Genomic DNA, 18,750 nt, shown 5'->3' with positions numbered 1-18,750 from the left:
GTTGTGTTGTTGTGCGCCGTGTTATTTCTTTGCCCGCCACACCCGTTCGAACGGCAAGCGCCACGCGTGGGGTGCGATCAGCTGGTGGATGGCGTTGGGACCCCACGAGCCGACGTCGTAACCCTTCACCGGCGGTGGATCGTTGAGCAGCGGAGCGGACACCTCCCACAGCCGTTCGATGCCCTCGGCGGTGGTGAAAAGGGTGTGATCCCCGTTCATCGCGTCGAGGATCAAGCGCTCGTACGCCTCGAGCACGTCGCCTGCGCGGTCCGTCTCCTGCAGCGCGAACTGCAAGCTCAGCTTGTCCAGTCGCATACCGGGTCCCGGTCGCTTGCCGTAGAAGGACAGCGAGACCTTGGATGCGTCGGCCAAGTCGAACGTCAGGTGATCCGGACCATGCGCGCCGACGCCGGAGTTGGCGGGGAACATCGATTTCGGCGGCTCCCGGAACGCGATCGAGATGATGCGCTGCCCCTCGGCAAGACACTTACCTGTGCGGAGGTAGAACGGGACACCCGCCCAGCGCCAGTTGTCGATCTCCGCCTTGAGCGCGATGAACGTCTCGGTATCCGATTCCGGTGACACCCCCGGTGCGTCGCGGTAACCGCGGTACTGGCCGCGCACCACCTCGCGCGGATCGAGCAGACGCATCGAACGGAAGACCTTGTTCTTCTCCTCGCTGATCGCGCCGGACGCCAGCGCCGTCGGCGGCTCCATCGCCATGAACGCAAGGATCTGGAACAGGTGGGTGACCACCATGTCCTTGAACGCCCCGGTGGGCTCGTAGAAGGCGGCCCGCCCTTCCAGCGACAGCTTCTCCGGCACATCGATCTGAATGTGATCGATGAAGTTGCGATTCCAGATCGGCTCGAACAGTCCGTTGGCGAAGCGGAACGCCAGGATGTTCTGGGCCGGCTCCTTGCCGAGGAAGTGATCGATGCGGAAAACCTGCGACTCGTCGAAGGTTTGGTGGATCGCGGCGTTGAGCTTGGTCGCGCTTTCCAGGTCGGTACCGAACGGCTTCTCCATGATGATGCGCGACCGCTTGACCAGCTTCGCCTCGTCGAGCATCTGCAACACAGCCATTGCGGCCTTCGGCGGCACGCTCAGATAGTGCAGCAGGCGCACATCGCCTTCGAGAGCCTTCTCCTGCTCGGCGACGGCAGCCGCCAACGCCTTCGGTCCCCCACCTTGCGGCACATATCGCAGGTTCTTCTCGAACCGATCCCAATCTTCCGGATCTATTTCCCGAGTGGAGAACTCGTGGCAAGCCTTCTTCGCGATCGCGCGGAACGCTTCGTCGTCGATGTCCTCCAACGAGGTTCCGACAATCCGGACATCAGGTGTCAGATTGGAGATCGACAGATGGAACATTCCTGGAAGCAACTTGCGTCTCGCAAGGTCCCCCGTCGCACCGAAAAGCACGATGACGTGCGGTGCAGTGCGAAATTTGTCTGCATAAGCATGGTCTTGCGCCGCATGTTCGGTCACTCGGGTTATCGTGCCACCCTCGGTCGGGTTTCGCTGGCCGGATGCTCAGATCGACTGTCGACAGTCCTAGACAAACGCGCCATAGCCAGTGATGGCACGGCCGACGATCAACGAATTAACCTCGCGTGTCCCCTCGTACGAGTACAGCGCTTCGGAATCCACGAAGAACCGAGCCACATCGTTTTCGAGAAGGATTCCATTGCCACCCATCACTTCCCGAGCCCACTGGACCACCTCACGGGTCCGCGTCGTGCAGTACATCTTTGCCATTGCCGCCTGCTGCTCGGACACTTTGCCGTTTTCCTGCAGCGCCGAGAGTCGACTGGCCACGCACTGACTGGCCGTGATGCCCGCGAGCATTCTGGCGAGCAGATCTTGGATCAACTGGAAACTGGCAATCGGCCGGCCGAACTGCTCGCGCCGAATTGCGTAGGCACGAGCCGCTTCGTAGGCGCCCATCGCACAGCCGACGGAGTTCCAGGCGACGCCGCCTCGGGTCAGCCGAAGCACCTTCGCGGTGTCGCGGAACGAGTTGGCCCGCTGTAGCCGATGTGTCTCGGGAACACGGACATTGTCGAATCGCAGGACAGCGTTCTCGACGGCGCGCAACGCGACCTTGCCTTCGATCTTTTCGGCGGTGAACCCCTCGGCAGGCGTTTCGAGCAGGAAGCCCTTCACCTGATCGTCTTCGACGTCGCGCGCCCAGACGACGATCACATCCGCAAAGGTGCCGTTGCCGATCCACTTCTTGTTGCCGTTCAGCAGCCAACTGTCACCGTCGCGCGTCGCGGTCGTCTGCAAACCGAGCGCCACGCCGGATCCGGTTTCGATCTCGGTCAGCCCGAATGCCCCGATCTTGTCCCAGCTCAACAACTTCGGGATCCACTCGGCCTTCTGTTCCTCGTCTCCGCAGAGCACTATCGACCCGAGCGCCAGGCCACTGTGCACCCCGAAGAACGTGCCGACCGACGGGTCCACCCGGGAGATCTCCATCGAGATCAAGCCGCTCGCCAGATTGCTCATGCCGGGACAACCGTGCTCGTCGAACTGCGACCCGGTGATGCCGAGGTCACGCAACCCCCAGACGGCCTTCCGAGGGAACTCGGCGCGCCCCCAGAAGTCGTTGATGATCGGTGCGACCTCACGCTCCATGTAGTCGCGCACGCCGTCCACGACCGTCCGCTCCCCTGGATCGAGTTGGCCCCTGATGTCGTAGAAATCCCCCGCCGCTGCGAGCGGATCGAACTTCTGCTGGGTTGTGGACACGAACTACCTCCAGATCGACGACCGTTGGATTCGGAGTGCCCAGAAGCGTCCGATCGCAACCGTCAACTGACGACCGGGCCGACGATCGCGCTTTCCCACGCTCGCAGCGGACACCCACCGTCGGTGCCGAGACACGGGTCGATTCCGACGATGGTTCCGCCGCCGAGAGTCGTGGTTTCGTGCCGTAACCGCCGGTCGATTTCGGTGACAGCTTCGATCGGCGCCCCTGCTCGAAAGGTGCCGGTGCTCCAGTCGGTCAGGGTGGAATGCCCATGAATCTGGCTGAACGACATCCGTGTCTGCGACCAACTCGGGACCAGTTCGCGGGCGGCGTCGGCCCACAGTGGACCGGCGCCCTGATTGACTCGATGACCGCGCAACATCACCCCGCCACGTGCGATCACACCGTCGCGTCGGCCGATCAAGTCGTTGAGCCCCCTCGCCGCCGTTGCCGCCTCGATCGGCGTCCCGAGCGCGGCCCGCCACATGCCCGCGGTCAATCCTGCGTGGGTCACGAGGTATTCGGCGTCGGGAGTGCGGAACGAGGCGGCGACCCGCATCGAACCCTCTCGCCACCACCGAATCAGCGCCTCCTCCGTCGGTTCGGCGACATACTCGTCCCAGAGGAATGCCGGCTCGCGCAGATAGAGCATTTCGTGGTTGCCGACCAGTTGCACCCAGTTGTTCGGTTGCTCCGTGAGGTAGCCGTCGACCAGTTCGACTACACCGTCCGAGTCGGGACCGCGATGAACCAGGTCGCCGACTTGGATCACGACGAGATCGGCAGGCAGCACCCCCGTCCGAGGGTCTGCACCTAGCCGGGTCAGCTCGGAGCGCAAGGTGTCTACGTGCCCGCCGACGTCGCCGATCACGGCAACCCGGCTGGGTGTGAGAGAAGCGGTCATCGTCCGGGCGGCGCAACCAACTCGTCAGTGTCGACCCAGTTGGAAATGTTGGCCGCCCGCCGCTGGGCGGCGGCGACCTCGCGGACAGCTTGGGCTACTACGGAGCGATCGATAGGAGACATCCGCTCCATTGTGACCGAATCTGCCGGGCTACTGCCCTCCTCCAGCTGAATCAGCTGGTAGCGCAGCCTGATCTGCGCGAGCGCTTCGAAAACCTCGATCAAAGACCGTGCTCGGGTTTCGGGCAGAGCCGGTGATCCCGCAGCCGCCCGAATACGGTCGACCGTTCCGGTCGCGACCGAACCGGAACTCAGCGCAGCCCACCGCGCGAGGTTGACCACCGGCAGGATGGCATCGCGCTTGAGGTCGACCCGTTGGGGTCGTAGGCGTAGTGCATCGCGCGCGAATCGCAGCCTGGCTCGGCGCGCAAGCGCGTCCTCGAGGAGTAGCCGCAACGTCCCAGGATGCCTGCGAAGATCGCCGATCACGGCAGTGGCGGGCGGTAGGCCCGGGTCGCCGTAGATCGGGCGACCGTCGACCATCAGCGAGGTCATGATCGCACCGCGGTCCGCCTCGGGCTTCGCAATCCAATCGGATGCGGCCGATCGCCACTCGGCGTTGGTGCGACAGAACAGGGGCTTGCTCGCGTTGGTGCCGTGCTCGTCTTTCGCAAGTCCCGCGCGCGACAGCACACCGCCGATCTCGGCGAAGACGCCGCGGCACGCGACGACCGTCGCAGGGGGTGTCGCGTCGAGGAAGGCGACGGCAGAGTCGATGTCGGAGGACAGCACGGCCTCGCGCCTGCCATGGCTGCCCAACAGCAGCAACGTGAAATCATCGGTGCTGAGCTCGGGGTGGTCGGCGAAGGTCAGCTCGATTGCTCGCCGAACCAGGGCGTCTCGCATCGTCGCGTTGACGGCGATCACCTTGGTCGCGGTCAACCCGCTGGCGAGCAGATCGCCGAGCAGACCCGGAAGGGCATGTGCCCTATCGACGAGATCGTCGACGGTCGTCGCCGATCGCAACCGTTCGTGCAACGAGATGTCGACCTTGATCGGTGACGCGAACACATCCCGCAGCGAAACGACGCCCCGCAACGCGCCGTCGCGATCGGTGACCACGACGAACTGCGCGCCCCGGTCGAGCATTGCGAGCAGCAGTTCGGCGGCACTGTCACCGCCGACCGCGACCGGTGGTGTGGAGTCGAGTGCTTCGGTGACCGGTGCGCTACCCGGCACCCCGTCGACGATCACGCGTTGCCGCAACGACGCATCCGTGACCAACCGGTGGTTGCCGTCGGGCAGTCGAACCGCCGCGTAACCGCGCCCGTCGGCACCGATGTCGCGGGCCGCATCTGCGACGGTCGCATCGCAGGCTACGACGAGCGGCTGGGCACGCAGCAGATCCTCGACACCCGCGGAGACACTCGACGGTCTGGGGCTGGTACTCCATCTCACGATCCGCTTCGCCAGATATCGCGCTCCCTTCCGCGTGACGAAGGCGATGGTCGCGCTGTCACCCGGAATCTGGGCGATCCGCGACGGAGCGGACGCGACGACACGCGGCCCGATCGAACTCTCGATGAGCATCGCCGAGTAGCCGAACACGCCACCCGGACCGAGCCGATCGTCGGCCGGTCCGGAGGCGTCCACGCCGGTCCACAGTTCCACGCCGCCGCTGACGACGAAGAAGACATCGCCGGACTGCTCGGCGAAGGCGTCGATCACGACCTCGCCGAGCGCGTAGTCACGAAGCGTCGACGCAGCGGCGATCGCCTCCAACTCCGGCGGTGCCAGTCCATCGAACGGATCTGCGGTGCCGAGCAACTCGGCAAGCGACTCGGTCAACAGCAATCAGCCGAACGACGGCGGGTCGGGAATCTTGTAGCCCGACGGGACGAACCAGGTGTCGAGCGACTTCTTCCACGCACCCGACGAAACATAGTCCGCGAGTGCAGCGTTCACCTTGTCGACCCGCTCCGTGTCACCCTTCTTGACGCCGATGCCGTAGTTCTCGTCGGTGAAGCCCTTGCCGATCAGGCGCAGCACGCCCTTGTACTCGGGTAGCGCGGCAAACCCTGCCAGGATCAAGTCGTCGGTCGAGACCGCGTCGACGTCACCGTTGGCGAGGTTGCGCACGCATTCCGACCACGACGGAACCTCGCGGAGCGTGATCTTGCCCCTGTAGTTGGCCTTCACATAGTCCGCAGACGTGGTCCCCGATGCAGCGCAGAGGACCTTTCCATCCAACGTCTCCGGGCTGGTGATCGTGTCGTCGTTGCGCCGTATCAGAAGATCTTGGTGCGCAACGTAATACGGCTTGGAGAACGAGACCTGCTTTTCGCGATCGGCGGTGATCGAGAAGGTGGACACGACGAGGTCGACGTCACCACTGGTCAAGGCAGAGATGCGCTCACCTTGATCGACCGGCTTCCAGACGATGTTCTGGGTCGGAACACCCAGCTTGCCTGCGACGAAGTTCGCGGTATCGATGTCGAAGCCCTTGTAGGACGAACCGTCCTTGTCGGCCAGTCCCGGCTCGTCATCGGAGATTCCGATGGTGATCTTCGCATCACCGCTGGCTCCGTTGTCGGTCGGCGCCGAGCGATCGCCGCCGGAGGAACAGGCGGAGACGACCAACACCGAAGCCAACAGAGCCACCGCAACTTTGGCGTGACGCCGAGTTCGAATGCTCATCTCGGTCAGCCCTCCGTCGTGGATGTGGACGTCGTACTCGGATACCGCGGACCGTCGTCGGTCCACAGACTTTGGATCTTGCCGCCGGTATTGGCGATCACCTTCGCCTTGACTGCGCGCCAACCGACTTCGAGTAGTACCAGCACGATCGGGAAGCCGATCACCACGACGATGAAGCCGGTCTTGTGCCAGAAGTACGGCGACGACTGCCAACCGGAGACGGCGATACCGAGCAGAACGAGTACCAGGAACGCCAGACCGAAGTAGCTGGACCACGGCGAGAAGGGCGCTTGGAACGAACTGGGCGGAATGACTCCTCGGTCGCTCAGATGGCGTAATCGCAACTGACACAGGAAGATCGTCGCCCAGGTGCACAGGATGCAGACGGCCGTCGTTTCGATTGCGATTTCGAAGGCGTCCGGGGTCAGCGCGTTGAGTACGGCACCGAGCACGAACACGACCGACGTCATCACGATGCCTGCCCACGGAACACCCGAGCTGCTCATCTTCAACGTGAACTTCGGCGCCTGCTTGGCCATGCCGAGGCTGCGCAACACTCGACCGGTCGAGTACAACCCAGCGTTCAGCGAGGACAGTGCGGCGATGATGAGGACGATCTGGATCGCCGTGCCCATCCAGTCCAGCCCCATTCGCCCGAAGACCGTGACGAACGGGCTGATTCCCGACTTGTACTCGCTGGTCGGGAGGATGCAGACCAGCAGCAGGATCGAGCCGCAGTAGAAGACCGCGATGCGGAAGATGACGGCGTTGACGGCCTTAGGAACTTCCTTCTTCGCGTCGGCCATCTCGCCTGCCGCAACACCGACCATCTCGATGGCGGCGTACGCGAACACCACGCCCGACATCACGAGAATCGGTCCGTACCACATGAAGTCGCCGGATGCGGGCCAGAAACCACCCGGGTTGCTCCACAGGTTCGACACACCGGCCTTGTGTCCGCCGACGTCCAACTGAAGTCCGACGACCACGATGCCGACCAGCAGGAAGATGACGATCGCACCGACCTTCGCGATGGCCGCCCAGAACTCGAACTCGCCGAAAGCCCTGGCGGACAACAGGTTGATGGCAAGCACGACCGCAAGTGCGATCAGCACCGTTGCCCATGTCGGCATGTTCGGCCACCACCGCTGGATGTACAGACCGACCGCCGACAGCTCGGCGACACCGGTGAGTGCCCAGTTCATCCAGTACAGCCAGCCGGTGTAGAAGGCTGCCTTTTCACCGAAGAACTCGCGCATGTAGGAGACGAACGCGCCCGACGACGCCCGATAGAGGACGAGTTCGCCCAGCGCCCGCATCAGGAAGTAGCACACGAGGCCCACGAACGCGTAGCTGAACAACAGGGCCGGACCGGTGCTGTGCAACCGCGACGCGCTACCGAGGAAAAGGCCCGTTCCGATGGCGCCACCGATGGCGATCATCTGGACGTGCCGACTGCTCAAAGATTGTTTGTAGCCTGCTTGCTCGGCGTCGAAACTGGCGTTACCTCCGCCAGGCGCCTGAGCGGTGTCGATATCTGTCATTCTTCCGCCGTCCATCCCGATCTCGAGGGCTAGAACGCAGCCTGTAGCTGAATATCATGAACCGGACACCAACGACCGGCAACCGGAATGCCGATGTTTGCCGTCAAATTGCCAAAGATTGCCGCCGAATCGGGGAACTGACCGGCAAATCGGCGAAATTCCCTCCATCGGTCGTGGTCGGGGCGTACAAGATGCCCGGCAGACGGGTGCATGACTTTCGCTGTGCAACCGATCGCCGAGTGCACCTACTCGACCCCCCACGCGGTGTCGGGTTGTCATTTCCGTTGCGGATACACTGACTGCCGAGACAGGCGGCCTCGGGCTGCGGCAACGCTGACCGACGTCCGCTGTTTTCGGGAGTGAGTGCGACCGGCACGTCTTGCACCATCTCCCGCGCCTCCGTAGCTCAGGGGATAGAGCAATGGCCTTCTAATCCATTGGTCGCAGGTTCGAATCCTGCCGGGGGCACTGAAATTTGCATTCGCGCGAACTGAGCGTTTATGGCGCGTCCGTCGCGCCCGGCACCGTCATCCCGTATGTTTTCCGCAAACCGGTCGCAAGCAGCTGCCCGGGTAGACCTATGCGGGCCGCTTGGCGCGACGAGAAGAGCACAATGAACATCGCAAGAATGACCGCGACCGCCCTTGCCGCCGTGAGCGTCGCGACACTCGGTGGTGCGGTTGCCCACGCGCAGCCCGCTCCCGCAGCTGTGGCCCCCGACCTCCGCGGGACGATCGACCAGATTACCTATCACGTCGCAACGTCCACCGATCACCGTTCCGTCGTTACCGACCTCACGGCAGGACGCTTCCAGCTGGTGGACAACGGCAACATCGTCACCATCGCGGACAACAGTGGAAAGGTTGTCGCCGCACTTCCGATGCTGATTCACCTGGGCGACAAGCAGGTTCCGATCAGCGCGAAGGTGGAGCAGGACGGGCAACGCCTGACCCTCGCGCCCGTCCATTCCGTCGCATCCCCGCTGCACGACGTCAGCAATCAGGAAAAGTTCTTCGCCGAGACTCAGAAGGCGATGCCGCAGATCCTCACGGGCGCTGCGATCGGTGCCGCCATCGGATTCGTGCTCGGATTCCCGCTCAGCCTCTTCATCCTCGACTTCATCGTGGTTCCGATCACCACCGTTGTCGGCGCGGTTGTCGGCGCGTTCGCCGGCCTGTACTCGGTCGGTGGTGACGACGCCATCAATTCGGCACGCGACTACATCCTGAACCCCAACGGCTGATCGGCTCGGCAGCGTGGACCGCCCGGTTCGCGTGATCAGCCTGTCGCACATCAACGATCCGGCGATCACCACCGGCTTCCCCGGTGATCCGGAGTTCACCCTCGAGTGCGCGGCGACCGTTCCCGACAACGGCTTCTACCTGCAATACGTCAAGCAGGGCGAATCACACGGGCACCCACTGGGGCGCGCCCGCGCATTTCCAGGAGGGTGGACTCGCCGCCGACCGTCATCGCCTGGACCAGTTGGGAATCGCGTTGGGGCACTCCGGCATACGCCGTGCGCTGGCTGATCGACAATCGCAGGCTCGACGTTCGGGGCGCACTGGGCACCGACACCTTCGGTCCCGACCTCGGTATCGACGACACCTACGCCGCGTCGAGGATGCTCTATGCCGAACGTCGGATCAGCCTGGAGAACCTGAACAACTTGGCAGCGCGGCCGAAGACCGGCGCGCGGATTCTGGCGGGCGGCACCCTGAACAAAGGCGGGTCAGGCTCCCCCCGCAACGATTTTCGGGTTATTGCCTAACGCGGGATGATGTCGGTGTCTTCGGACAGCGTCGACGCCCCGGATGCGTCGTAGGCAACGATCACCGACTTGCCCCGTCGCTTTCCCGCGTACATGGCGCCGTCGGCCCGATGGAGGATGATCTCCGGCGTGAGGCCCGGCTCGTATCCGGGTTCGACCACGCCGACGGTTGCCTTGATCGCCAGCACGTGCCCGTCGACCACGCACGGCTCCCCCAACACCGACACGATCCGTTGCGCGACGGCGCGTGGTTCGGAACCACCGCTGGCCAGCACCACCACGAATTCGTCGCCGCCGAGACGAGACACGGTGTCGTGCGCGCGGACACAGCCACGCAGTCGATCGCCGACGATCTGCAGTAGCAAGTCACCCGCCGCGTGCCCCAGCGAATCGTTGACCGCCTTGAAGTCGTCGAGGTCGATCAGCAGCACGGCGAACACTTGACCACTGCGCCGCCGATGATCCATCGCCTCGTCGAGGCGCAAACCGAGCAGGGTGCGGTTGGCCAATCCGGTCAGCGGATCGTGGTGAGCGCGATAGGCCAATTCGGTCTGAGCCGACGAAAGTTGTTCCAGCAGAGCCTTGTTCTCGAGAAGAATGACGATCTGCCGAACCAGGACCAGCACCACCACCAGCCACACCATCGATGTTCCGAGAACGTCCATTCCGCCGCCGCCGATTGCTCGTCCCAGCACCACGGCGCCGGTCAGCACGACGAAGCCGTACGGCATCAGCAAATGAGCGCGCTCGCTCGAGGTGCGAATACGCGGCACCCATGCTTTGCCGGTCGCGGTCATCGCGGCGACGACGATCAATGCCGGACCGAGAACGAAGCCGAGGTCGCCGATCGGCGGCAGTTCCGGTCTGCCGACGCTGACGCGATACGCGAGCGCACTGTCGGACAGCCCGGACACCACTGCGCCGCAGCCCAACAGGCACAGCTGCGGCAGGAATCGGTCTCGGACACGCCGGGTAAGCAGCAGCAGCGCCACCGTCGACACGATGATCAGGTCCGCGATCGGATGCGCGAGAACGATCAGGTGCTTCTGCAGCGACGGGGCATTCCAGTGCGCCACCGAGCCCAGCGAGGTCGACCACGTCAGGGTGAACAACGATCCGACAACCACCAAGCTGTCGATCAGCGACACCGCGCGCACGTGCCGTTCACTGCTGCCGCCGGCGGCGCGCATCGACTCCCTGAAGAAGAGCAACAGGGCAGCCAGCAGGGCACCCGCGAACAGGAAGTAGCCGAAGTCCGCCAACATCGGCGGCGGGCGGCGATTTCCGGCGATGTTCCTGTTCAACACCCACAGAAAGGCGCCTGCCGTCCACCCGGCCATTCCGAGTGCGACCAGCAGCCGCCACGACCGTTGCAGTCCGTCCTGATTTCGACTGGTCCACAGGCAGGCCCACGTTGCCGCCGCGCCACCGACCAGTTGCGCCACCCCCGCTCCGATCGCGGCCGGTCGATCCGGTAACGCGCTGATGCCGGCAAGCGCGACGATGCCGATACCGACACCGAGCACGACGATCGGCCGCACTCGGACCTCCCTGATCATCGCTATTCCCCCGCGCGGATTGGTTCGGTCGAGCCTACAGTGCGGTACCCCCGATTCCGGGCAGACGAACGGCGGCCCACCGCTGTTGCGTGTGGACCGCCGTTGTCGTGTTGATCAGCGCGGATCGGCGCCGCGGTCGTCGATCGGATCGACGCCCCCACCATCGTGATCGACCTTTGCCTGCTGTGCCGCCTCGCGCATCTCGATGCCGTCCGTGACGAAGTCACCGATCTCGCGCGTCACGTCCTTGACGGCACTCGTGATGATCGTCGCGATGTTGCCCACGCGATGCGCAGCGGATTCCGTCAGTTCCTGCACGACGTCTTTGCTGCTTTCGAACTTGCCGACCATTTCAGTACCTCTCAAGCTGCGGTTTTACGACGCGCAACGATAACACCGGGAGCTGAATCGGACTTGACGAGCGAAGGCGGCAACGCGAGCTTGAAGATCTTGCCCCACACCGAGCCGATCTGCTTGAAGAAGCCACCCGTGTTGTAGGGCAGGCCGTACTTCTCGCACAACGCCCTGACCTCGGGAGCGATCTCCGGGTAGCGATGAGCGGGCAGATCGGGGAAGAGGTGGTGCTCGATCTGGTGCGACAGGTTGCCGGACATGATGTGGAAGAGCGGGCTGCCTTCGATGTTGGCGCTGCCCAGCATCTGTCGGATGTACCACTCGCCGCGCGACTCGTTCTCGGTCTCCTCCTCGGTGAAGGTCTGTACACCGGTCGGAAAATGCCCGCAGAAGATGATCGAGTAGGTCCACAGGTTGCGAATCAGGTTCGCGCCGACGTTGCCCGCGAGAGTGCTGACGAACAACGGTCCGGTGAGGGCCGGGAAGATCACGTAGTCCTTGAGCACCTGACGGCCGGCTTTTCGCCACATGCCCTGCAACAGAGGCTTGACGTCGACCCACTTGCGCTTGCCCTGGATCACGTTCTCGGCCTCGAGATCGTGCAACATGACGCCCCACTGGAAGAACGTCATCAGCAGGAATGCGTACACCGGGTTGCCGAGGTAGTACGGATTCCACTTCTGCTGCTCGTCCATCCGAAGGATGCCGTAACCGATGTCACGATCCTTGCCGACGATGTTGGTGAACGTGTGGTGCATGTAGTTGTGCGAGTGCCGCCACTGGTCCGCCGGGCAGACCGTGTCCCACTCGAAGACGCGTGAATTCAGGCCGGGCTCACGCATCCAGTCGTACTGACCGTGCATGACGTTGTGCCCGATCTCCATGTTGTCGAGGATCTTGGACACGCCCAGCGCGCCGACTCCCGCCAACCAGAACGGCGGAATGAAACCTAGGTACATCAGGCCACGGCCGGCGACCTCGAGACCTCGCTGCGCCTTGATGATCTTGTAGATGTACTCGCGGTCCTCTTCGCCGAGGTCGGCGACGATGCGCGCACGCAGTTCGTCGAGCTCGCGGCCGAGCTCTTCGACCTGCTCGGCGCTGATGACGACGGGGCCTGCGTCTGCCTTGGCCGCGAAGCCGGGAATGGGGAGGTTCAGAACGGACATTGTGTGCTCCTTTTCCTAGATGGCGATCTCGACGTCGCCGACGGCGGCCGAGATGCAGAGCTGAATGGGCTGATCGGGGTCGTTGTCGATTTCGCCGGTACGCAGATTTTTGGTGCAGCCGGAGATCTTGGTCGAGGTGCACGTGAAGCAGATGCCCATGCGGCATCCGTACTCGGGCGTGAGTCCGGCGGCTTCGGCTTGCTCGAGCAGGTTGGCTCCCGCGTTCGCGGATTCGATGCCGCTGGTCGAGAACGACGCAGTGCCGGTCGCGTCTTCCGTTGCGACGACGGGCGGCGCGAACTCCTCGGTGTGGAGCCGATCTTCCAGGTCGATGTCGCGGAACAGCTCACGAACGCCGCGCATCAGTCCGGGCGGTCCACACAGGTATGTCTCGGCGTCACGGTGCCACGGCGCTGCGGCGTCGAGGTGTGCCTGGTCGAAGAATCCGTGCAGGTCACCACCGGTTTGCTGATCGGTGTAGGCGAGCACCAGGTTGACGTTGTCGTTGGCGGCCGCGATCCGATCGAGCTCTGCGCGGTACGAGACGTCCTGCTCGGTGTAGGCGTAGTGCAGGAAGGTGATCTGCCCGCGGTAGTTCTCGTCGACGAGCGTCCGAAGCATCGACAGCACCGGCGTGATCCCACTGCCACCGCTGATCAACAGCACGCTCGCCGGACGAGCGTTGGGCATCCGGAAAGCGCCCGACGCCTGCGACAGATCGACGACTAGTCCGACCCGGGCGTTGCGGTGCAGGTACTGCGACACGAGACCGTCCGGATGCGCTTTCACGGTCAGTTCGATATGACCGTCGTTGCGATGCTGCGAGCATGCGGGCGAGTAGCAGCGCGTGTGGCGGACACCGTCGATGACGACGCCGACCTGAACGAACTGGCCTGCGTGAAATCCCAGCCAATGCCGAGTCGGACGCAGGGTGAGGGTCACCGTGTCGTCGGTGGATTTGTGCACCGCAGTGACCTCGGCGCGCATGTCGCGCACGGTGGCCATCGGGTCGAGCAGTTCGAGATATCTGTCTACGTGGTGAGGGGTGGCAAGTGCCTCTACCAAGGAGAACAGCCTGCCTCCGGTGAGCCGCTTCGGCAAAACCGATGTCATGTCGAGGTCTCCTGTCGTGATCCGCGGAGGGCGTTGCATTTCAGTGCACACCCGTACACTGAACAAGTGTGTCACCTGACACCCGATGCCTGTCAACTGCAGTTACCGGTGATCTGAGTTACACCAATCGACGACGAGCGGAGTGCACAGTTGTACGCTGATTCGGTGACCGGACCGCAAAGCAGGGCAGAACGCAAGGAGCAGACGCGCACATCGCTGCTCAATTGCACCCTCGAATTGACGTCCGATCGCGGGCTTGCAGCCGTCAGCTTGCGGGAGATCGCGCGCGCCGCCGGCATCGTCCCGACAGCGTTTTATCGCCATTTCGAATCGATGGACGCGCTGGGTCTCGCGCTGGTCGACGACGGCATGCGGGCACTGCGCGTGATGCTGCGAGACGCGCGCAAGTCCCCCATCCCGGCCAACGGGCGCGAATCGCTCGCCGTGTTGTCCAAGCACGTTCGTGCCAACCGCGAGATCTTTCTGTTTCTCTACCGCGAGCGTTATGGGGGTTCGGCCGTCGTGCGACGCGCGATCGAGACGGAACTGCGATTGATCGTCGGCGAGCTCACCATCGATCTGTCCCGCATGCCGGGGTTCGGCGCGTGGGACACCGACGACCTGGACATGGCTGCCGACCTTGTCGTCTCGTCGATGCTGGAAGCCATGGCGGCGTTCCTCCGCACCAAGGAGAACGGCCGCGAAGAGGAAGAGGTTTCGGCGCGGACCGAGAAGCAGATGCGGGTGCTGTTACTCGGGCTGGGCCAATGGAAGCCGCGGTCCGAGCGCTAGCGGCGGATCCCCTGGTTCCGGAGCTCGCACGACGAGTAGCGCCGCAAGGCCGAGCAGCAGCACGATCAACAAGCCGATGATTCCGGCCCGATCGGCACCGAACAGAAATGCGAACAGTCCGAACAGTGTCGGCGACAGGAACGACACTGCCCGACCGGTGGTTGCGTACAAACCGAACAGCTGACCCTCTCGACCGGGCGGCGCGATGCGCGCGAGGAACGTGCGCGACGACGACTGAGCCGGACCGACGAACAGGCAGAGCATCAGGCCGAATGCCCAGAACAGCAGCGGACCGGACACGGCGAGCAGAATCACCCCCGCCACGACCATCGCGATCAGCGAGCCGAGGATCACCCGCTTGGGCCCGACCCTGTCGTCGATGCGTCCCGCGACCAGCGCACCCAGTGCCGCAACGACATTCGCGGCCACACCGAAGAGCAGCACGTCTGCACTCGCGATGCCGTAGACGTTCACGGCAAGCACGGCTCCGAACGTGAAGACCCCCGCCAGGCCATCTCGAAAGAGCGCGCTGGCGACGAGAAAGTAGACGGTGCGGCGATCGGCGGTCCACAGTTCGCGAACGTCGCGCCACAGCACCCGGTACGACGCGATGAATCCGGCGTCCGCCGCCCCGGGATCGGCGTCGACCGGGGGCAATTCGGGCACCACGAACAGAACCGGAATGGCGAACACAGCGAACCAGACGGCAGCGAGCAAGGCGACCATCCGGATATTGAGGCCCCCGTCGGTGGTGATACCCAGGAAGCCGCGAGTGTCGCCGTCACCGACGATGAAACCGAAATAGCAGATCAGCAACAACACGATGCCACCGAAATAGCCCATCGCCCAACCGAATCCGGACACCCGGCCGATGGTCGCCGGCGTGGATACCTGGCGCAGCATCGAGTTGTACGGAACCCCAGCAAGCTCGAATATCACCGACCCGATGCCCAAGAGCACCAAGCCGATCCACAGATACTGATACTCGTCCTTGACGAAATACAGCCCGGCCATCGATACGACCGTCACTGCGGTCAAGAAGGCAAGCGAGCGTTTACGTTTCGCGTTGGCATCGAACCGCTGGCCGCTGACCGGCGCGAGAATCGCGACGAAGAAACCGGCGATGCCGAGCGCCCAACCCAGCCACGTACTGGCCGAGATCGAGCCCGGCAGATCGTCGCCGACCGCATCGGTCAGATACACCGAGAAGACGAACGTCAAGATCACCGCGTTGAACGCCGACGAACCCCAGTCCCACAGACCCCACGCCCCGATCTGCCGTCGGGTCGCGGCCGCGCCGATACCCGCGACGGGTTCGATTCCGGTGCTCATGGGACGGGAGCCTAGGGCAGGCGCGCCGACGCGGTCGTCGTACCGAGGTACGACTCAGAGCAGTGCGCACTTAGTTGCATAGGCAGCTCGTTGCATATATGTTGACGCCGTGGCCCTCGAACACGCGATTCTCGTGTCGCTCACGGAGCATTCCGGCTCCGGCTACGAGCTCGCGCGCCGGTTCGACAAGTCCATCGGCTTCTTCTGGACCGCCACCCATCAGCAGATCTACCGCGTGCTCAAGCGCATGCACGAGGCGGGCTGGGTCGACGGCGTCGAGGTGGAACAGGACGGCAGGCCCGACAAGAAGGTGTATTCGGTCAGCACCGCCGGGCACGCCGAGCTGTCCCGGTGGATTGCCGAGCCCACCCAACCCGGTCAGTTACGCGACGAGCTGGCCATCAAGATCCGGGCAGCCGAGCACGGCGACGTCGCAGCGCTGATCGACGAGGTCGCCCGACACCGCGACAGCCATGCCGAACGCCTCGACCACTATCGGCGGATGGAAAAGCGCGATTTCGCGGCGCCCGAACAACTTTCCGGGAGTCCGTTGCATCAGTACCTGGTGCTGCGCGGCGGGATCCGGGTCGAAGAAGGATTCACCGAATGGTGCGAGGAAGTCCTCGCCGCACTGGAAAGGTCGACTCGACGATGACTGGCTACCCCCACCTGCTCAGCCCGCTCGACCTCGGCTTCACGACGCTGAAGAACCGCGTGGTGATGGGCTCCATGCACACAGGTCTCGAAGACCGGGCCTGGGATACCAACAAGTTGGCCGCGTACTTTGCCGAACGTGCGCGCGGCGGTGTCGGTCTCATCGTCACCGGTGGCTACGCGCCCAACCGCACCGGCTGGCTACTCCCCCTCGGCGCCAAGATGACGTCGAAGAACGACGCATATCGCCACCGTGCCATCACCAAGGCCGTCCATGCGGAGGGCGGAAAGATCGCGCTGCAAATTCTGCACGCGGGCCGATATTCCTACATGCCCGGAAGCGTGTCCGCATCGTCGATCAAGGCGCCGATCAATCCCTTCCGGCCGCGCAAGCTCTCCGACAAAGGCGTCGAGAACACCATCGACGACTACGTGCGTTGCGCCGAACTGGCCAAGTTCGCCGGCTACGACGGCGTCGAAATCATGGGCGGCGAAGGCTATTTCATCAATCAGTTCCTAGCCGAGCGCACCAACAAGCGCACCGACAAATGGGGCGGCACCGCACAGAATCGGCAGCGGATGGCCGTCGAGATCGTGCGCCGCACCCGCGAAGCCGTCGGTCCCGACTTCATCATTCTGTTCCGCCTGTCGATGGCCGACCTGGTCGAAGGTGGACAGACCTGGGACGAGATCGTGTCGCTGGCCAAGCAGATCGAGGCGGCCGGCGTCACGATCATCAACACCGACATCGGCTGGCACGAGGCCCGCGTGCCCACGATCGTCACCTCGGTGCCGCGGGCGGCCTTCGTCGATGTCACCGCGAAACTCAAAGCCCACGTGAGCATTCCGGTGTGTGCCTCCAACCGCATCAACATGCCGGAGACCGCGGAGGAGATTCTGACGCGTGGCGATTCGGATCTGATCTCGATGGCACGCCCCCTGCTGGCCGACCCACGTTGGGTCGAGAAGGCAGGCAGTGACCGTGCCGACGAAATCAACACCTGCATCGCCTGCAACCAGGCCTGCCTCGATCACGCTTTCATGCGAAAGACGGTGTCCTGCCTGCTCAATCCGCGGGCCGGACACGAAACGGAGCTGACGTTGTCGCCGACGCGACGGACCAAGAAGGTTGCCGTCGTCGGTGCCGGGCCTGCCGGTCTCTCTGCCGCCGTCAACCTGGCCGAGCGCGGACACGTCGTGCATCTCTTCGAGGCGGACAAGTCGATCGGCGGCCAGTTCGACATCGCCCGCCGCATCCCCGGCAAGGAAGAGTTCGCCGAAACCATCCGCTACTACACGCGACTGCTGGACGTGAACAAGGTGACCGTGCACCTGAACACTCGCGTCACCGCGCAACAACTGATCGACGGTAAATACGACGACGTGGTGGTCGCAACCGGTGTGCGCCCGCGGATTCCGAAGATCGACGGTATCGACCACCCGATGGTTCTCACCTACGCGGAGCTGGTTCGCGAGGAGAAGCCGGTCGGGAAGCGCGTTGCCGTGATCGGCGCCGGCGGCATCGGCTTCGACGTCAGCGAGTTCCTCACTGTCGACGGTTCACCCAGTCTGAAGATCGACGACTGGAAAGAGGAATGGGGCGTCGGCGACCCGGAAGAGTTCGCGGGTGCGCTGACCACGCCGAAACCGTCCCCCTCCCCCCGCGCCGTGGTGTTGTTGCAGCGCAAGACCGGTCAACTGGGCAAGGGCCTCGGCAAGACGTCCGGCTGGGTCCACCGTGCCGCGATCAAGGCGAAGGGCGTGGAGCAGATCGGCGGCGTCAACTACGAATTGATCGACGATCGCGGACTGCACATCAGCTTCGGTGACAAGCACGAGCGGAAGCGGGTCGTCGAGGTGGACAACGTCGTGATCTGCGCAGGCCAGGAGTCGGTGCGCGACATTCTCGGCGATCTGGAAGCAGCCGGTGTCAGCACGCACGTCATCGGCGGCGCCGACGTTGCGGCCGAACTGGACGCCAAGCGCGCCATCGATCAAGGCACGCGACTGGCTGCGCGGTTGTGAGGCGGCTTCGCCGCAGGTGAGCGCTTTGTTGGTGTCAGGACCCCTTAAACGCTCACCTGCGCGTAGCGCCGTTACGCTG

16 protein-coding genes and 1 tRNA gene are annotated in these 18,750 nt (G+C 63.9%); 6 read left to right on the top strand and 11 right to left on the bottom strand.

Going from position 1 to position 18,750, the window contains the following annotated elements; all coding sequences use genetic code 11:
• Nucleotides 1–21: 21 nt before the first annotated feature.
• The 6 genes from zwf to FOY51_RS10205 all read right to left on the bottom strand — a co-directional run bounded on the left by zwf (nucleotide 22) and on the right by FOY51_RS10205 (nucleotide 7,902).
• Nucleotides 22–1,491 (bottom strand): glucose-6-phosphate dehydrogenase, encoded by a 1,470-nt coding sequence (gene zwf, locus FOY51_RS10230; RefSeq protein WP_149430138.1) that lies wholly within the window; start codon nucleotides 1,489–1,491, stop codon nucleotides 22–24.
• A gap of 66 nt (nucleotides 1,492–1,557) precedes the next feature.
• Nucleotides 1,558–2,757 carry an acyl-CoA dehydrogenase family protein gene (locus tag FOY51_RS10225; protein ID WP_235916238.1) on the bottom strand — a complete coding sequence of 400 codons (1,200 nt, stop codon included), beginning with the start codon at nucleotides 2,755–2,757 and terminating at the stop codon, nucleotides 1,558–1,560.
• A 62-nt stretch (nucleotides 2,758–2,819) separates the two neighbouring features.
• Nucleotides 2,820–3,662, bottom strand: a complete 843-nt coding sequence (locus FOY51_RS10220) for a metallophosphoesterase (protein WP_149430137.1) — start codon at nucleotides 3,660–3,662, stop codon at nucleotides 2,820–2,822.
• A complete protein-coding gene (locus tag FOY51_RS10215; RefSeq protein WP_149430136.1) occupies nucleotides 3,659–5,509 on the bottom strand; it encodes a putative nucleotidyltransferase substrate binding domain-containing protein in 1,851 nt (616 codons plus the stop codon). The genes FOY51_RS10220 and FOY51_RS10215 overlap by 4 nt, the downstream gene beginning before the upstream one ends.
• A gap of 6 nt (nucleotides 5,510–5,515) precedes the next feature.
• On the bottom strand, nucleotides 5,516–6,358 hold the full coding sequence (locus tag FOY51_RS10210; RefSeq protein WP_149430135.1) for a glutamate ABC transporter substrate-binding protein: 843 nt from the start codon (nucleotides 6,356–6,358) through the stop codon (nucleotides 5,516–5,518).
• 5 nt (nucleotides 6,359–6,363) lie between these two features.
• On the bottom strand, nucleotides 6,364–7,902 hold the full coding sequence (locus FOY51_RS10205; RefSeq protein ID WP_149430134.1) for an amino acid permease: 1,539 nt from the start codon (nucleotides 7,900–7,902) through the stop codon (nucleotides 6,364–6,366).
• A gap of 395 nt (nucleotides 7,903–8,297) precedes the next feature.
• On the opposite strand from FOY51_RS10205, the gene FOY51_RS10200 reads away from it, so the two are divergent.
• The 3 genes from FOY51_RS10200 to FOY51_RS27540 all read left to right on the top strand — a co-directional run bounded on the left by FOY51_RS10200 (nucleotide 8,298) and on the right by FOY51_RS27540 (nucleotide 9,673).
• Nucleotides 8,298–8,370 (top strand) — tRNA-Arg (locus tag FOY51_RS10200).
• Between the two features lie 160 nt (nucleotides 8,371–8,530).
• Nucleotides 8,531–9,145 (top strand): DUF8020 domain-containing protein, encoded by a 615-nt coding sequence (locus FOY51_RS10195; RefSeq protein ID WP_235916237.1) that lies wholly within the window; start codon nucleotides 8,531–8,533, stop codon nucleotides 9,143–9,145.
• A 207-nt stretch (nucleotides 9,146–9,352) separates the two neighbouring features.
• On the top strand, nucleotides 9,353–9,673 hold the full coding sequence (locus FOY51_RS27540) for a cyclase family protein (protein ID WP_235916236.1): 321 nt from the start codon (nucleotides 9,353–9,355) through the stop codon (nucleotides 9,671–9,673).
• On the opposite strand, the gene FOY51_RS10185 is transcribed toward FOY51_RS27540, so the two are convergent.
• From FOY51_RS10185 to FOY51_RS10170, 4 genes are all read right to left on the bottom strand, one after another.
• Nucleotides 9,670–11,232 (bottom strand): GGDEF domain-containing protein, encoded by a 1,563-nt coding sequence (locus tag FOY51_RS10185; protein ID WP_149430132.1) that lies wholly within the window; start codon nucleotides 11,230–11,232, stop codon nucleotides 9,670–9,672. The genes FOY51_RS27540 and FOY51_RS10185 overlap by 4 nt on opposite strands.
• 114 nt (nucleotides 11,233–11,346) lie before the next feature.
• Complete coding sequence (locus FOY51_RS10180; protein ID WP_149430131.1) at nucleotides 11,347–11,583, bottom strand: hypothetical protein; 237 nt, start codon at nucleotides 11,581–11,583, stop codon at nucleotides 11,347–11,349.
• 11 nt (nucleotides 11,584–11,594) lie between these two features.
• Entirely contained in the window at nucleotides 11,595–12,755 is a 1,161-nt protein-coding gene (locus FOY51_RS10175; RefSeq protein ID WP_149430130.1) for a fatty acid desaturase family protein, read from the bottom strand.
• Between the two features lie 15 nt (nucleotides 12,756–12,770).
• On the bottom strand, nucleotides 12,771–13,868 hold the full coding sequence (locus FOY51_RS10170) for a ferredoxin reductase (RefSeq protein ID WP_149430129.1): 1,098 nt from the start codon (nucleotides 13,866–13,868) through the stop codon (nucleotides 12,771–12,773).
• Between the two features lie 165 nt (nucleotides 13,869–14,033).
• Here FOY51_RS10170 and FOY51_RS10165 point away from each other — a divergent pair, with 165 nt between their 5' ends.
• A complete protein-coding gene (locus tag FOY51_RS10165; protein WP_149430128.1) occupies nucleotides 14,034–14,660 on the top strand; it encodes a TetR family transcriptional regulator in 627 nt (208 codons plus the stop codon).
• On the opposite strand, the gene FOY51_RS10160 is transcribed toward FOY51_RS10165, so the two are convergent.
• Entirely contained in the window at nucleotides 14,619–15,992 is a 1,374-nt protein-coding gene (locus FOY51_RS10160) for an MFS transporter (protein WP_149430127.1), read from the bottom strand. The genes FOY51_RS10165 and FOY51_RS10160 overlap by 42 nt on opposite strands.
• Nucleotides 15,993–16,101: 109 nt before the next feature.
• Between FOY51_RS10160 and FOY51_RS10155 the strand changes: the two genes are divergently transcribed.
• Both FOY51_RS10155 and FOY51_RS10150 read left to right on the top strand, forming a co-directional pair.
• Nucleotides 16,102–16,647: a PadR family transcriptional regulator gene (locus FOY51_RS10155; RefSeq protein WP_149430126.1), complete on the top strand. Its 546-nt coding sequence runs from the start codon at nucleotides 16,102–16,104 to the stop codon at nucleotides 16,645–16,647.
• Nucleotides 16,644–18,671, top strand: a complete 2,028-nt coding sequence (locus FOY51_RS10150) for an NADPH-dependent 2,4-dienoyl-CoA reductase (RefSeq protein ID WP_149430125.1) — start codon at nucleotides 16,644–16,646, stop codon at nucleotides 18,669–18,671. Before FOY51_RS10155 ends, FOY51_RS10150 begins: the two co-directional genes overlap by 4 nt.
• Nucleotides 18,672–18,750: the final 79 nt, after the last annotated feature.

The organism is Antrihabitans cavernicola (assembly GCF_008297975.1).
Classification (GTDB): Bacteria; Actinomycetota; Actinomycetes; order Mycobacteriales; family Mycobacteriaceae; genus Antrihabitans; species Antrihabitans cavernicola.
Note: the sequence above shows the minus strand (reverse complement) of the source record. Positions and strands in the feature narration are given on the sequence as shown.

Coding starts and splice junctions, on each gene's coding strand:
- FOY51_RS10220 (WP_149430137.1), bottom strand. CDS start 3,662: ATGACCGCTTCTCTCACACCCAGCCGGGTTGCCGTGATCGGCGACGTC.
- FOY51_RS10210 (WP_149430135.1), bottom strand. CDS start 6,358: ATGAGCATTCGAACTCGGCGTCACGCCAAAGTTGCGGTGGCTCTGTTG.
- FOY51_RS10205 (WP_149430134.1), bottom strand. CDS start 7,902: ATGACAGATATCGACACCGCTCAGGCGCCTGGCGGAGGTAACGCCAGT.
- FOY51_RS10195 (WP_235916237.1), top strand. CDS start 8,531: ATGACCGCGACCGCCCTTGCCGCCGTGAGCGTCGCGACACTCGGTGGT.
- FOY51_RS10185 (WP_149430132.1), bottom strand. CDS start 11,232: ATGATCAGGGAGGTCCGAGTGCGGCCGATCGTCGTGCTCGGTGTCGGT.
- FOY51_RS10180 (WP_149430131.1), bottom strand. CDS start 11,583: ATGGTCGGCAAGTTCGAAAGCAGCAAAGACGTCGTGCAGGAACTGACG.
- FOY51_RS10175 (WP_149430130.1), bottom strand. CDS start 12,755: ATGTCCGTTCTGAACCTCCCCATTCCCGGCTTCGCGGCCAAGGCAGAC.
- FOY51_RS10170 (WP_149430129.1), bottom strand. CDS start 13,868: ATGACATCGGTTTTGCCGAAGCGGCTCACCGGAGGCAGGCTGTTCTCC.
- FOY51_RS10160 (WP_149430127.1), bottom strand. CDS start 15,992: ATGAGCACCGGAATCGAACCCGTCGCGGGTATCGGCGCGGCCGCGACC.
- FOY51_RS10150 (WP_149430125.1), top strand. CDS start 16,644: ATGACTGGCTACCCCCACCTGCTCAGCCCGCTCGACCTCGGCTTCACG.